Annotated in this window: 12 protein-coding genes and 1 pseudogene; 11 read left to right on the top strand and 2 right to left on the bottom strand. The window is 34.7% G+C overall.

Annotated elements, in window-relative coordinates:
• Positions 1 to 19 precede the first annotated feature (19 nt).
• The 8 genes and pseudogenes from V5J73_RS05450 to V5J73_RS05415 all read left to right on the top strand — a co-directional run.
• Positions 20 to 1,096: pseudogene (locus tag V5J73_RS05450) on the top strand (endonuclease); the annotation flags it as partial.
• Positions 1,082 to 2,575 (top strand): GEVED domain-containing protein, encoded by a 1,494-nt coding sequence (locus V5J73_RS05445; RefSeq protein WP_338648594.1) that lies wholly within the window; start codon positions 1,082 to 1,084, stop codon positions 2,573 to 2,575. The pseudogene V5J73_RS05450 and the gene V5J73_RS05445, both read left to right, overlap by 15 nt.
• 91 nt (positions 2,576 to 2,666) lie before the next feature.
• The gene (purL, locus tag V5J73_RS05440) at positions 2,667 to 6,320 is read left to right on the top strand and encodes a phosphoribosylformylglycinamidine synthase (protein ID WP_338648156.1); all 3,654 of its coding nucleotides are present in this window, start codon (positions 2,667 to 2,669) and stop codon (positions 6,318 to 6,320) included.
• 229 nt (positions 6,321 to 6,549) lie between these two features.
• A complete protein-coding gene (locus V5J73_RS05435) occupies positions 6,550 to 6,966 on the top strand; it encodes a hypothetical protein (RefSeq protein WP_338648154.1) in 417 nt (138 codons plus the stop codon).
• A gap of 205 nt (positions 6,967 to 7,171) precedes the next feature.
• A complete protein-coding gene (locus tag V5J73_RS05430; RefSeq protein WP_338648152.1) occupies positions 7,172 to 7,825 on the top strand; it encodes a DUF4145 domain-containing protein in 654 nt (217 codons plus the stop codon).
• A gap of 164 nt (positions 7,826 to 7,989) precedes the next feature.
• Entirely contained in the window at positions 7,990 to 8,580 is a 591-nt protein-coding gene (locus tag V5J73_RS05425) for a hypothetical protein (RefSeq protein ID WP_338648150.1), read from the top strand.
• A gap of 173 nt (positions 8,581 to 8,753) precedes the next feature.
• Positions 8,754 to 9,296: a hypothetical protein gene (locus V5J73_RS05420; protein WP_338648148.1), complete on the top strand. Its 543-nt coding sequence runs from the start codon at positions 8,754 to 8,756 to the stop codon at positions 9,294 to 9,296.
• Between the two features lie 167 nt (positions 9,297 to 9,463).
• Positions 9,464 to 9,946 (top strand): hypothetical protein, encoded by a 483-nt coding sequence (locus V5J73_RS05415; protein WP_338648146.1) that lies wholly within the window; start codon positions 9,464 to 9,466, stop codon positions 9,944 to 9,946.
• Positions 9,947 to 10,444: 498 nt separating this feature from the next.
• On the opposite strand, the gene V5J73_RS05410 is transcribed toward V5J73_RS05415, so the two are convergent.
• Positions 10,445 to 12,265: an adenylate/guanylate cyclase domain-containing protein gene (locus tag V5J73_RS05410; RefSeq protein ID WP_338648144.1), complete on the bottom strand. Its 1,821-nt coding sequence runs from the start codon at positions 12,263 to 12,265 to the stop codon at positions 10,445 to 10,447.
• Complete coding sequence (locus V5J73_RS05405) at positions 12,265 to 12,708, bottom strand: hypothetical protein (RefSeq protein WP_338648143.1); 444 nt, start codon at positions 12,706 to 12,708, stop codon at positions 12,265 to 12,267. Before V5J73_RS05405 ends, V5J73_RS05410 begins: the two co-directional genes overlap by 1 nt.
• Before the next feature lie 173 nt (positions 12,709 to 12,881).
• On the opposite strand from V5J73_RS05405, the gene V5J73_RS05400 reads away from it, so the two are divergent.
• From V5J73_RS05400 to V5J73_RS05390, 3 genes are all read left to right on the top strand, one after another.
• Positions 12,882 to 13,769 carry a YitT family protein gene (locus V5J73_RS05400; protein ID WP_338648142.1) on the top strand — a complete coding sequence of 296 codons (888 nt, stop codon included), beginning with the start codon at positions 12,882 to 12,884 and terminating at the stop codon, positions 13,767 to 13,769.
• Between the two features lie 90 nt (positions 13,770 to 13,859).
• Positions 13,860 to 14,444 carry an HD domain-containing protein gene (locus V5J73_RS05395; RefSeq protein ID WP_338648141.1) on the top strand — a complete coding sequence of 195 codons (585 nt, stop codon included), beginning with the start codon at positions 13,860 to 13,862 and terminating at the stop codon, positions 14,442 to 14,444.
• Positions 14,445 to 14,665: 221 nt separating this feature from the next.
• Complete coding sequence (locus tag V5J73_RS05390; RefSeq protein WP_338648140.1) at positions 14,666 to 15,109, top strand: hypothetical protein; 444 nt, start codon at positions 14,666 to 14,668, stop codon at positions 15,107 to 15,109.
• Positions 15,110 to 15,138 lie beyond the last annotated feature (29 nt).

Raw genomic sequence — 15,138 nt, 5'->3', positions numbered from 1 at the left:
ACCAAAACAAATTTAAATTATGAAAAAAATCTACTCTGTCTTATTATTACTGTTTGTCACAGCTGCCATAGCCCAAATACCAAGTGGCTATTACAACACCGCCACGGGAACTGGCTACACCTTGAAAACACAATTATACAACATCATCAAAGGACATACTGATAACGGATACGCAGGTTTATATACCATATATCAAACATCAGACAGGGATTATTACTTTGAAAATGACGCCACAATTTTAGACATGTATTCTGAAAATCCCACAGGAACAGATCCTTATAATTACTCCGCAGGAACAACACAAAGATGTGGAACCTATAGCGTAGAGGGCGATTGTTACAATAGAGAGCACATTATTCCGCAATCTGTATTTAGTGAACAATCACCAATGGTTTCGGATGCGCATTTCATCACACCAACTGACGGAAAAGTAAATGGACAACGTTCTAATTATCCACACGGGCCGGTTACTTCTCCAACTTGGACTTCCTTAAACGGAAGTAAACTTGGAACAAGTACAACTTCTGGTTATTCAGGACCTATTTTCGAACCTATCAACGAATTCAAAGGCGACATTGCACGTATGTATTTTTATTTTGCAACACGTTACGAAAATACTGTTGCTGGCTATACGTATGCGATGTTCAATGGTAGCAGTAATCAAGTTTTTACAACTGCTTTTTTAAATGTATTGCTAACTTGGCACAATCAAGATCCTGTTAGCCCAAGAGAAATTGCTCGTAACAATGCTATTTATACGGCTCAGAACAATAGGAATCCATACATTGACCATCCAGAATATGTACAAGCGATTTGGAACCCAACTGCTGATGCACAAGCTCCTACTGCTCCAACGAATTTAGTAGCTAGCGGAACAACATCAAGTTCAGTTTCATTAAGCTGGACGGCTTCTACTGATAATTTTGGAGTGACTGGATATAATGTATACATGAACAGCGCATTAAAAACAACAGTAACCGGAACAACAACTACTATCTCTGGATTAACAGCTTCAACGGCCTATTCATTTTATGTTGTTGCCAAAGATGCAGCAGGAAATTCTTCGGCTTCAAGTAATGTAGTGAATGCTACAACTGCTGCCGGAACATCAATTACGTATTGTGCTTCTCAAGGAAACAGTACTGCCGATGAAAAAATAGGAAAAGTCGTTTTTGGTGCTATAAATAACACCAGTACAGGAACAGCAGGTTATGAAAATTTTACTGCATTAACTACAAATGTAACTTCAGGAACAGCAAATACCATCACCATCACACCATCATGGACAGGAACAGTTTATAGTGAAGGATACGCCGTATGGATTGATTACAACAAAAATGGATTGTTTACAGACGCAGGAGAACTGGTTTGGTCGAAAGCCACTTCAACAACAACTCCAGCAACAGGAACAATCACAATACCAGCTTCGGCTGCATTAGGAACTACCAGAATGAGAGTTTCAATGAAATACAATGCGATTCCAACTTCTTGCGAAGCGATCCCGTATGGTCAAGTAGAGGATTATACTGTAAATATAGTTGCTGGAACTGCGGACACAACAGCTCCATCAGCACCTACAGCTTTGACAGCATCAGGAACAACTCAAACTACAACCACTTTATCTTGGACTGCCGCAACGGACAATGTTGGAGTAACCGGATACAACGTATACAGAGGAACTACATTATTAGGTACCGTTTCAAGCACAACGTATAATGTTACGGGATTAACTGCTGCAACAGCCTATACTTTTTCTGTAAAAGCTAAGGATGCAGCCGGAAATATTTCAGCTTCAAGCAATGTTGTCAATGTTACTACAACTAGCGGTGGCTCCACTGCAACCGATTTATTATTTTCTGAATATATTGAAGGTTCGTCAAACAATAAAGCGTTGGAAATTTCAAATGCAACAGGCGGAGCGATTAATTTATCGATTTACAGTATCAAAAAACAAACCAACGGTGCCGGTGCTTGGAGTACAGGACTATCCTTAACCGGAACGCTGAATAACGGAAGTAAATTCACCATTGTAAATAGTTTGATGGCATCCACTTGTTATCCTATAAGTTCGGCTAATCTTTCTACATCAGCAACTGAAATGGCTTTTAATGGAAATGATGCTGTAGGTTTATTCAAAAATGGAGTCTTAATTGACATCATTGGAACTTTTAACGGCGGAACAGCAAACTTTGCAGCTGATGAAACAATCCGAAGAAAAGCAACAGTTACTTCTCCAACGACCACTTTCAATAAAACAGCACAATGGGATTCGTACACTTCAGACACCTGTAACAATTTAGGAAGTCGTGTGGTTGAAAAAACACCTAAAACAAGCGTTACTCTTGATATAAATGATATTGCAATTTATCCAAATCCATCTAATGGAAATTTCTCTATCAATAATTCGAATAAAAAGTATGCTATAGAAATTTATTCTATAATTGGTCAGAAAATTTACAGCGAAGAAAACAGTACCAAATCAGAAATTACGCTGCCAAATATTGCAAAAGGAACGTACTTAGTTCGAGTTACCATCGATTCAAATTCGGTCATCAAGAAATTAATAATCAACTAATTAGGAAAGCGGCAAATTGCCGCTTTTTTTTTACCTTAAATTTAATCTTAATTGACTAAATTTGCACCGCAATACAACAAACTAAAAAACAATGATCCATTTCTTTGAAAACCAAAGCAAAACTGTTTTTGCCGTACAAACGCAAAACGAAATTTCGGCTCAAGACATTTCAAAATTAAACTGGCTTTTTGCCGATTCAAATAAAATAGAAAAATCCGTACTGACGGATTTTTTTGTTGGTCCTCGCGCCACAATGATAACGCCGTGGAGCACTAATGCTGTGGAAATCACCCAAAACATGGGAATTTCCGGAATCATTAGAATCGAAGAATTTCACAAAGTAACAGCTGATTTTTCTGATTTTGACCCGATGTTGTCGCTAAAATACGCTGAGTTAAATCAAGATATTTTCACTATCAATGTACTTCCGGAAGCCATTTTGGACATCGATGATATTGCTGCTTACAACAAACAAGAAGGATTGTCTTTGAGTCCGGAAGAAGTGGAATATTTGGATAATCTAGCGATTAAATTAGGACGAAAACTAACAGATTCTGAGATTTTTGGATTCTCACAAGCCAATTCAGAACACTGTCGTCACAAGATTTTCAACGGAAAATTTATCATTGACGGAGAAGAAAAAGAATCTTCTTTATTCAAATTAATCAAGAAAACATCTCAGGAAAACCCGAACGATATTGTTTCGGCTTATAAAGACAACGTTGCTTTTGTAAAAGGGCCTCGTGTACAACAGTTTGCACCAAAAAGTGCTGATAAACCTGATTTTTATGAAGTAAAAGAATTTGATTCGGTTATTTCATTAAAAGCAGAAACGCACAATTTCCCAACAACCGTGGAGCCTTTCAATGGAGCTGCAACGGGTTCTGGTGGAGAAATCCGTGACCGTTTAGCAGGTGGACAAGGTTCTTTGCCAATGGCAGGAACGGCAGTATACATGACTTCCTATTCTCGTTTAGCCGAAAACAGACCGTGGGAAAACGGTATGACCGAAAGAAAATGGTTGTATCAAACGCCAATGGATATTTTGATCAAAGCGTCAAACGGAGCTTCTGATTTTGGAAATAAATTTGGACAACCCTTAATTACAGGTTCTATCCTGACTTTCGAACACGAAGAAGACGCTCGCAAACTAGGTTTCGACAAAGTGATTATGCAAGCGGGTGGAATTGGTTACGGAAAATTAGATCAAGCGATTAAGAAAAAACCACAAACAGGTGATAAAATTGTTATCCTTGGTGGGGAAAATTATAGAATTGGAATGGGTGGCGCTGCAGTTTCTTCAGCAGATACAGGCGCTTTTAGTTCAGGAATTGAATTGAATGCCATTCAACGTTCGAACCCGGAAATGCAAAAACGTGCTGCTAATGCCATTCGTGGATTAGTAGAAAGTGATAACAATCCAATTGTCTCTATTCACGATCACGGCGCTGGAGGGCATTTAAACTGTCTTTCGGAATTAGTGGAAGAAACGGGCGGATTAATTGATTTAGACAAATTACCTGTGGGAGATCCTACCCTTTCGGCAAAAGAAATAATTGGTAACGAATCCCAGGAAAGAATGGGATTGGTTATTGGTAAGGAAAACATCGATTTATTGCAAAAAATTGCTGACAGGGAACGTTCTCCAATGTATCAAGTAGGAGACGTAACCGGAGATCATCGTTTTACTTTCGAATCAAAATCAACTGGTGCTAAACCTATGGATTTTGCTTTGGAAGACTTTTTTGGAAGTTCTCCAAAAGTAGTTATGACGGACAAAACTATCAAAAGAAACTATAGCGATTTAAGTTACGACAAGAAAAACATTTCAACCTACTTAGAGCAAGTACTTCAACTGGAAGCGGTTGCTTGTAAAGACTGGTTGACCAACAAAGTGGACCGTTGCGTAGGTGGTAAAGTGGCGAAACAACAATGTGCAGGTCCATTGCAATTGCCATTAAACAATTGTGGTGTAATGGCTTTAGATTACCAAGGAATAGAAGGAATTGCCACTTCGATTGGGCACTCGCCTATTGCTTCGTTAATTGATCCGGTGGCAGGAACAAGAACTGCTATTGCCGAATCTTTATCAAACATTGTTTGGGCACCAATAAAAGATGGATTAAAAGGAATTTCACTTTCGGCAAACTGGATGTGGGCTTGTAAAAACGAAGGGGAAGACGCTCGTTTGTACGCAGCTGTACAAGGTTGTTCGGATTTTGCAATCGAATTGGGAATCAATATCCCAACCGGAAAAGATTCCCTTTCCATGAAACAAAAATATCCAAATGAAGAAGTAATCGCACCGGGAACGGTCATTATTTCGGCAGGTGGAAATTGTACCGATATTAGAAAAGTAGTAGAGCCGGTTCTACAAAGAGACGGCGGTTCTATTTATTACATCAATCTGTCACAAGATGATTTTAAATTAGGTGGTTCTTCGTTTGCACAAACATTGAACACTATTGGAAATGAAGTACCAACGATTAAAGATGCTGCCTTTTTCAAAAGAGCCTTCAATACCATTCAAGAATTAATTTCAGACAACAATATCCTTGCCGGACATGACATTGGAAGCGGTGGTTTGATCACGACTTTATTAGAAATGTGTTTTGCAGATACTAACTTGGGAGCTCAAATAGATTTCTCAGTTTTTGAAGAGAAAGACATCATCAAATATCTTTTTGCTGAAAATATAGGAATTGTTTTCCAAGCAAAATCAGATGCTGAAGTGGAATCTATATTAGAATCAAATAAAGTTACGTTCTACAAACTAGGAAAAGTGGTCGAAAACGGAACTTTAGACCTTGGCCATTTGACTTTTGATATAAAAGAATACAGAGATATTTGGTTCAAGACTTCCTTCTTATTAGACCAAAAACAATCGAAGAACGGAACGGCTCAAGCACGTTTTGACAATTACAAAAACCAAGCGTTACACTATACTTTCCCTGCACATTTTACAGGAAAAAAACCAGTTATCGACCATTCTAAGCCAAAACCTAAAGCAGCTATTATCCGTGAAAAAGGAAGTAACTCCGAGCGTGAAATGGCAAATGCGATGTACTTAGCCGGTTTTGATGTAAAAGACGTTCACATGACCGATTTGATTTCAGGTCGTGAAACCTTGGAAGACATTCAGTTTATTGGAGCTGTTGGTGGATTCTCTAATTCAGATGTATTGGGTTCTGCCAAAGGTTGGGCCGGAGCATTTTTATACAATGAAAAGGCAAAAACAGCTTTAGACAATTTCTTTAAAAGAGAAGATACGTTGTCTGTTGGAATCTGTAATGGTTGCCAATTGTTCATGGAATTGGAAGTAATTAATCCAGAGCATGAAGTACACGGAAAAATGCTGCACAACGAAAGTAACAAACACGAAAGTATTTTTACATCGGTAACGGTACAGGAAAACAATTCAGTGATGCTTTCATCATTAGCAGGAAGTACACTTGGAGTTTGGGTTTCGCATGGTGAAGGAAAATTCAACTTACCAATGGGTGAAGAAAATTACAATATTGTTTCTAAATATGCCTATGAAGGCTATCCTGCTAATCCAAACGGTTCACATTTTGACGTGGCGATGCTTTGCGACAAAACAGGACGTCACTTGGTGATGATGCCACACATTGAGCGTTCTACGTTCCAATGGAACTGGGCCTATTACCCAAAAGACCGAGACGATGAAGTTTCACCTTGGCATGAAGCTTTTGTCAATGCCAGAAAATGGATGGATAAAAAATAATTTTTTGATTTACTATATGAAAGCGTTCCTGAAAAGGAGCGCTTTTTTTATGGAATGAATTTAAAAGCTATTTTGATGATTTGTAGGATAATAATTAAAGTGTATATTTGAAAGTAATACGCTACGCAGTAGCGCCTATCCACCCAAAATGAGATGTATATACGCTATTTTGTAGCGCCTATATACAAGTTATAGGTAAGCTGGCCCGCGTAATCTTAGAAACAGAAAATTGAACGAGTTTAAAAGAAATATTCCCGAAAGAATTCTCGACAAAGACATTTTAACCGGAAATGAATTTGGTTGTAGAAAAATTGATTTTGAAGATGTAATTAACATTGCGCGAGAAAATTTGTTAGCCATTAGTGGCGGACAAATTCAATACGCTTTGCCTGATGGAACTTGTGAATTATATTGGCTTGCTTATGATACGGAAAGCAGAAAGTCTGAAGAAACGTGGAAAATGTATTGCGAAAGAACCGCAAAAGAAAGTTTAGAAAAGTTCAATTCTATATTCCAAAAATATGATGTGGAAAAGGAAGCTTTGGAAAACTTTAAATTTCTTGAAGAGAAAAAACAAAATGGAATAGACATAGATGAATTTCAAACTTTTGTGTTGTATTTTGAAGATGAAAACCTAGCATTGTAGCCAGCCTACCTATAACAGCGGTTTCTCGCAATTGCGAATTTTGCAGTGAATTCACGTTTGCGTTTCGCAAGAATTTTTATCTTTAACAGAAATTAAAAAGTTCCGAACTTCGCAACTGACGAGAAGCCGCGGAACGTTGTGTGTAATTCTCCCGAACGAACGAAAAATAAAATTGAAATATTAACAATAAAAAATAATTTTAGATATGAAATGTCCCCATTGTTTAGTAGAATTTCATGATGAATCAAAGCAAATTTCACTTGGAAATGATGCTCAAGGAAATTGGGATATACTCTCAAAAAATTGTCCGAATTGCAAAAACAATATATACTATTTAAGAAACTTCATATTAACCGAATCACAATTCGGACAAAAACGTAATTATAAATCTGAATTATTAATTCGACCTAAAATTGCAAATAGACCTCCTGTGCCACTTGAAGTACCAGTTCAGTTTGCAGATGATTATAATGAAGCTTGCCTTGTAATTGTTGATAGTCCAAAAGCTAGTGCAGCACTTAGTCGGAGATGTTTGCAACATTTAATAAGAGAAAATTTAGGAATAAAGAAAAAAGATCTTTTTCAAGAAATTCAAGAAATTATAGACAATGGATTGTTGCCAACTGATTTAATTGAAAGCATAGATTCAATAAGAAATGTTGGCAATTTTGCAGCTCATCCAATAAAAAGTCAAAGCAGTGGAGAAATTGTAGAAGTTGAACCTCATGAAGCAGAATGGAATTTAGATGTTATAGAAATGCTTTTTGAATATCTATTTGTAAGACCTCAAGCAATTAAAAAGAAGAGAGATGCTCTGAACTTAAAACTATCAGATGCCGGTAAAAATCCAATGCAATAAAGAACTACACACAACAGCCACTACAACGGATTTGGGCAATTGGCTTAATGGAAAGTTGGTTTTGTATTTGGAATATTTGGCTAATCCGAAAATAGGGCTTAATTTAATCCCAAACCCGCTGTAGTGCCAAGACGTTGTGTGCTATTCAAAAATAAAAAAATGAAATGAAAAAATACTTAATTATTCTATCAACAATATTAATGTCTTTTACGGTTATTAATGATGCCCCAATTGACAGAATTGGAGTGCCAGGTCCTTTAATATTTAATTCAAAAGATTTTAATTTTTCTTGGTCAGACAAACCAAATGAAACATATTATATTCAAGAATATTTTCCGAAAAAACAATCAGCTGAAAATTATAAAGAAATGCTAACTATACATTTGTTTGTAACCGACCTTACGCTTAATGATGCGGTCGACCAAAAAATTGAAGAACTAAATATTCGAAAACAAACAGATATTACGTGTAATTATAAAGCGAATTATAGTCCTGATAAAAAAGAAATTATTGTAGACTTTGTTTTAAGCGATATGAAAAATAATATAATTAATACTGCTGAATTCAATATATATCGCTACAAACAAATAGATTTAGATAATAATAAAAAAGGAATATTAATTTTCGCATACACTAAAAGAAATGATAAAAACAGCGTAGATTATTTTTTTAATAATTTAGGAGATATTCGAAAAAAATCATTAAAAACAATGATTTCTATTGAAATGCCCAAAGTAAAGATATTGGAAAATTGAGAAATAAAAATTAAAAAAGAACAGCACACAACAGCTGTTTTAATATAGTGTGTGATTTAGTGGAATTACCGTTTTGTATCACGTTTTCGTTAAACCAAAAATTGAAAGGTTACGAACCACACACCATCTCAAAGCAGCGAAACGTTGTGTGCAATTTGCCAAAAACAAAAACTATGAGCATATTCGAGAATCCAAATTATATTAGTTTGTTTAATATTAAAGCGCAAGAAAGTAGCTATTGGAATGGCAGAGCTTATATGTCCTCTGAAAAATATTCAATGTCTTTTGCAACTCCGAGGTCTGAATCAACTATTTATTTTGAAGCAAGAAATAATGAGGCTACAAGAGTCGGAATTGATGGCTTTACTGACCAGAATATTTTAAGTTCAGAAACCAAAATCCGTAATCCACACTATAAAACTTCATTCCGAATCGGTAGTGCAAGTTTTCTTCATAAAATTATGGGGAAAAATAAAGCATTCGATATTTCCTGCAATGATGAAAAACTTAAAACTGTTTTGGCTTCATCATCTACTTTAAAACAAATATTTGAAATAGCCAATAGCAGTTCAGATTTGTCTCCTGACATATTAGCCGAATATGATAGAAATGATAATTCGTATGTTCTTAAAATAAACTATTTAACTAAAGAAAAGAATGAGCAATTGATTTTGTTAGCTATAGACTTCTTAACAGAAACTTCAGAAAAAATATAAAACTGCACACAACAGCGGTTTCGCAAGATTTGGGTTTTAGGCTTAATTTAAAGTTGGTTTTGTATTTGGGAAATTTGTAGTTAACCGAAAAATAAATCTTAATTTAGTCCCAAACCTCGCGAAGCAGCGGGACGTCAGCAGTAATTATAAACCACATTTTCGTAAATATGAACAAAGCATATTATTTCGCAATTGCATTCTTAATTTTAAGTTGTAATAGAAAGCCACCAGAAACCAAAAACACCGACAAAGTTGCCGAATTTGAAAATATTGTTGGAGCAGGTTATTTGAAACTGACAGCAGATTATGATGAATGTGGAGAATGGGGCGGACATCACGAAGAGATAAAAATTGTGAGTGCAGAAAAAAAACTTTTTGCTGAAATAACAAAAGATAGCGTTGACTGTAAAAATTCAACAAGTCGAAAAATTATCGAGAAAAAAAGAGTCGCTTTGAATGAAAATCATAAAAAAGCTATTTATGATTATTTGCATGAACTTCTGAATAAAAGTTTAGAAGAACAAATTCCATATCATGCTGGTCAATGGTATTCCGCTGAAACAATCGATTCTACTTTAGTTATAAATTATCACGAAGCTGGAAATAATTGGAAAGGATTTATTAAATTAAAAGTAGAATTGTCTAAATAACTACCGCCAACACACGCTACAAGCAATTTGGGTATTAGGCTTAATTTGAAATTGGTTTTGTATTTGGAAGATTTGGCAAATCCGAATAAAATGGGCTTAGTTTAGTTTAAAATCAAATGTAAAACATGACGCAAAAGGTAATTTAAGAAAAAAAATCGTAATTTAATACCGTCATTAAAAAAGTAAATCATGATTAAATTTTGGCTAATTGCAATATTAATTTTTGTTGTTTCAACTTACATTCTCTCGAAATTTACTTTAAAAGAAAACAGAAAAGAAGCTGGTGAAAAGGTTTGGAAATATGGGTATGGAAGATCTACATATTGGCGACTTCTTTGTTTGTGTAGTTTTGGAATAACAGTCGCAATAATGCTTGTTATGCATTGGATAGGAATTTCTATCCTACCGCGCTGATATACTGTAATCGTCTATGTAGTTTTACAAACTCTTCCCAAAAAGTCAATATTAGGATTTCTGACTGAAACAATTAATATCACTTTATGTTGTAGGATTATTTACAAAATACATTTTCATCATTCCCCGATTTTTAACTTCAATTTCACCTCTATAATCACAATTAAAAGTATCTTTAATCAGTTCATACGTATTTTCGGATATATTTATTTTTCCTGGTTCAGAATTAGATTCCATCCGCGAAGCGATGTTTACTGTATCGCCCCAAATGTCATACGCAAATTTCTTGGTTCCAACAACTCCAGCTACCACTGGTCCAGAATTGATTCCGATACGAATTTCAAAACGGGTATCATTTAGTGGGTTATTATTTTTTGAATCCTTAACAAAAGAGGCAATTTCAAAAGCCGCCTGTACCATTTTATAAGCATGATCATCTGTTGAAAAAGGCAAACCTCCCGCGCACATGTAACAATCACCTACTGTTTTGATTTTTTCTAAATCATACTTTTCCATGATTGTATCAAATTTCGAGAAATAATAGTCCACACTTTCTACCAGTTTTTCTGGCGGTAGTTTTTCTGCATATTGGGTAAATCCCTCAAAATCGGTAAATAATACCGATACCGATTCGAATTTTTTGGCGCGTACTTTGCCATTTTGTTTTAACTCATGAGCGGTTTCTTCGGGAAGAATATTTAGCAACAAGCTGTTTGACCGATTCTTTTCTGCTTCAATAATGACATTTGTTTTCTTGATGAATTTATACCTTCTAAACATTCCAAAAGCAAGTAAAAAAACCAGTCCCGATGAAATCGAGGATGAAATGGCAATAATCTGGCGATTTTTTCTTCCCTGATTGAGCAAATCTACTTCAATTTGTTTCTGAGAAACTTCATAATTCGTTCGTATATCAGCCATTTGCTGAACTGATTTGAGATTCATAATGCTATCCCGATAAATAATATGATTTTTATAATGAGCAAAGGATTCGATAGGATTACCAGCTATTTGATAGAGTTCTGAGAGTTTCAAATTTGAATTACTGATTTGATCTTTTAAGCCATATTTTTGAGCTAGCTCCAGACTTCTCTGTGCATAATTGAGTGCAAAAGCCATATTATTTTGTTTCAAATAAATAGCTGACATGTAGGTCAGGTAGTCAGAAATAGCATAATAATCCTTCAGTTCTTCCAGAATTTTTATGGCTTTACTTATGTATTGCATGGCTAAAACATCCTTTCCTTGCTCCGCATATACCATTCCTATGTTTCCCAAATTGTAAGCGGTACCAATTAAGTAATCGGCTTTCTTGAAAATTTTGCCAGACTCTTTAAAATTTCTTAGTGCTAAATCGAATTTTTTATTTTTAAAATACTCATCTCCAGCATTTAACAACGCAGATGCTAATCCAATAGAATTGTCCGTTCTTCTTAATATTTTAATGGCTTTATCATAGTACAGATAGGCATTTTTAGAATTTCCCATGACCGAATATACATCGGCAATAGCCGAAAAAGCAGTTCCTTGACCAACACTATATTTGGCTTTGCTAGCTGCAGCTTCACTTTTAAAAAAAGCATCTAAAGACTTATTCAAATCGCCTATTAGCCTGAGTTTATTTCCTTTTTGAAAATACCCTCTGTGCAGGTATAAATAATTATTTTCTAACTTTGACAGCGCAATAAGTTCCTCGGCATATCGCAAGGACAGCTTTAGATTATTCACTTCATTAAAAGATAAATTCCTAAGTAATTCTAATTTTTCAGCATTTTTAATATTCCCTTTTTGATAAATTTTCACAAGACTGTCCGCCACTTTTTGCTCTTGAGCTGAAATAGTACTTATGGCCACAAAAAAAACAAAAAGAGCGATTGTAAAAGGATATTTAAAATTAAAGTCCATTACGGATTTATGGCTAATTTTGGATCTATGCTAAATGCTTTTGAAGAATTACCCGAATTATAAACCCTAAAATTGATGTTGTAAATATCTAACTGGTTGATTAAATTTGGGTCGTTTTTGACATTGGCCGATGCGTTTCCAGATCTTCCACCAGTACCACTAATAATAGGTGTATCAAAAAAATTAACGTCATTGGATTTGGACTCATAATCAATACTATCGATTGCTACTGAATATCCTGAGTCCCTTGAAACACCAACCCACTTTACATTATTATTGATAAATACGAATGATTTGAAATCCTCTAAAGTTCCATTTTGTGACCTTCCGGAATTATCATCGGATAATGTGCAACAACTATCAACTTGAGATTGTGATGGAGCATTCATTCCATAAAGAGCAGCGGTTTGAACAGTCAACGTGATCACTACAGGCTTTGCCATGATTACTATATTTAAAGGTTAATAAATTTTTATTTAGAAAACTATTACTGTAAAATGGCTGGGGAAACCAAGTAATCAAAATTTTATGTAACAACCTAATTATTAGACAAATATAAAGTATATTTTTAAAATAAAGTAGTATATTTAATGGATTTTAATCCAAATTAGCTCCTATGAATATTAATTACCAACCCATTGACTGGAAAGAAATATTTCATCCTAAAAATATTATTCTAAACATAGTGGGCGTAGTATTCATTACATTGGCATTAAAGGGGTTTATGATACCCAATAAATTTTTGGATGGCGGTATTATAGGGATTTCGATACTTGTCCATGAAATTACCCATCTGCCATTTGGAATTCTGGTCTTGGGTTTAAACATACCTTTCTTGTTTTTAGGAAAAAGATTATTGGGAAAAACATTTGCATTACAAAGCTTGATGACTTTTTTATTACTAGCCGCCAGTATGACTTTTATTCATATTGAAGCTGTTACCACAGACAGACTTTTAATTGCTTTGTTCGGCGGTTGCCTTATTGGTATCGGGATGGGATTGTGCATTCGGAGTGGTTCCACTGCTGACGGTGTAGAAATTTTGGCTTTATTGACCACCCGAAAAATAGGCCTCAATATATCCGAAGTTATATTTGCAATGAATACCTTATTGTTTTTAGCGGCAGCCTGGTCGTTTGGAATTGGAACGGCATTGTACTCTATAGTCACCTATTTTTCAGCCATAAAATCACTCGATTATATAACCCATGGTTTAGAACAATATACTTCTTTACATGTTATTTCAGCTAAAAGTGAAAGTATTAAAGCCCTAATTGTGAAAAAATTTGGAAAAGGAATCACAATAATAAAAGGAGAACGTGGCTATCTACCGGATACTTTCGATTTAAAATCAGATTGTGACATTATAATCACCGTAGTAACGCGACTGGAATTACTCCGAATAAAAGATGAGATAAGAAAATTAGACCCAAATGCTTTTATGTTTATCCAATATATTAAAGAAGCCAGCGGTGGAATTTTAAGAAACAAACAAAAACATTAGTAACCAAAATCTATGAAATAACATCTCGCAAAGATGCTTTCATAGCGTGTATGCGTACCTTATTTTTTAATTTAATTGTAGCTGCAAAATATGAAAAACTGGAATCTTTTGTATACCAATGTCATGGATTGTTTAAAAACACAATTGTCTCCTTTTCTCATTTATCACCATTGGAAACATACACAACATGTGCTGGAAGTATCGGAATATATTGCGATACAAGAAAATACAACGGAGAAAGATATGCTGCTTATTAAAACTGCTGCCTTACTTCATGATGCCGGATTTATCAACGGAGTTAATGAGGGACATGAAGAAGAAAGTATTCGGTTTGCTGAAAAGAAGTTACCTGAATTTGGATACACCAAAAAAGAAATTGAAATTATTGCAGGCATGATACGTGCCACTACAATACCTCAAAAACCAAAAAACAAACTAGAACGCATACTTGCGGATGCCGATCTCGAATATTTGGGTACCGAAAATTTTGAACGCATAGGAAATAAACTGTATTTAGAATTAAAACATTATAACCCCAATCTCAGCCTAGAAGAATGGAATGAAATGCAAATTAATTTTCTCCAATCACACTTTTATCATACTGATTATTGCATTCAAAACAGAGCTGCTGTAAAAGAAAAGAATCTCCAACAATTAATTAGAAGAAAAAAATAAAAAAGGGCTGAAATGGAAAAGGCTGGAGTTCCTAAATAAATACTATCCGATATTTTCAAGCTATTCGAATACAATCGTATCATACATACATGACTTTTATTAGACGAAAAATTACTACTATTTGTTTACAAAGTTTCGATTTGTTAGATTTGAAAAAACATTTACTAAATATACTAGTAGCAATAAAAAACACTTTTCGTTTAAAACCAAAACTACCGGAAATGACAAAATTAGTTGCCGTATTTATACTACCTTTAATTCTATTTTTTGCTAGTGCAAACGCACAAAATAAAGTTGAAAAAATCACAGCCAAAGACGGAATCCATTACATAACCACTACCATTGATTATCCCATAACAGGAACCTATCTTTTTGAAGGACAAAAAGAACCTGTAATACAATTGAATCTGGATGGAACCGGTATTTTTCAGTTATTGGATTTATCAAAGACAACAATTATTTGGGGAATAGAATGTTTTGAAAATGGTACTCCAAAGTACGAAAAAGGCTTTAACTATGCGGTATATACACTTTGGTATAAAAACAAAGAGACAAACTCAGAAATAGAAACTACAGAAGACTGGATAAATGCCCATTTTTCTATTCATTTTCAAAAAAAGAAAATGTTCATTTTAGGAGAAAGAAGCAAAGACTATGTTGACTAATCTATTCCTTAGAAAATTCATCTGAAAGT

It is taken from the genome of Flavobacterium sp. KS-LB2 (genome assembly GCF_036895565.1).
Classification (GTDB): domain Bacteria; phylum Bacteroidota; class Bacteroidia; order Flavobacteriales; family Flavobacteriaceae; genus Flavobacterium.
Note: the sequence above shows the minus strand (reverse complement) of the source record. Positions and strands in the feature narration are given on the sequence as shown.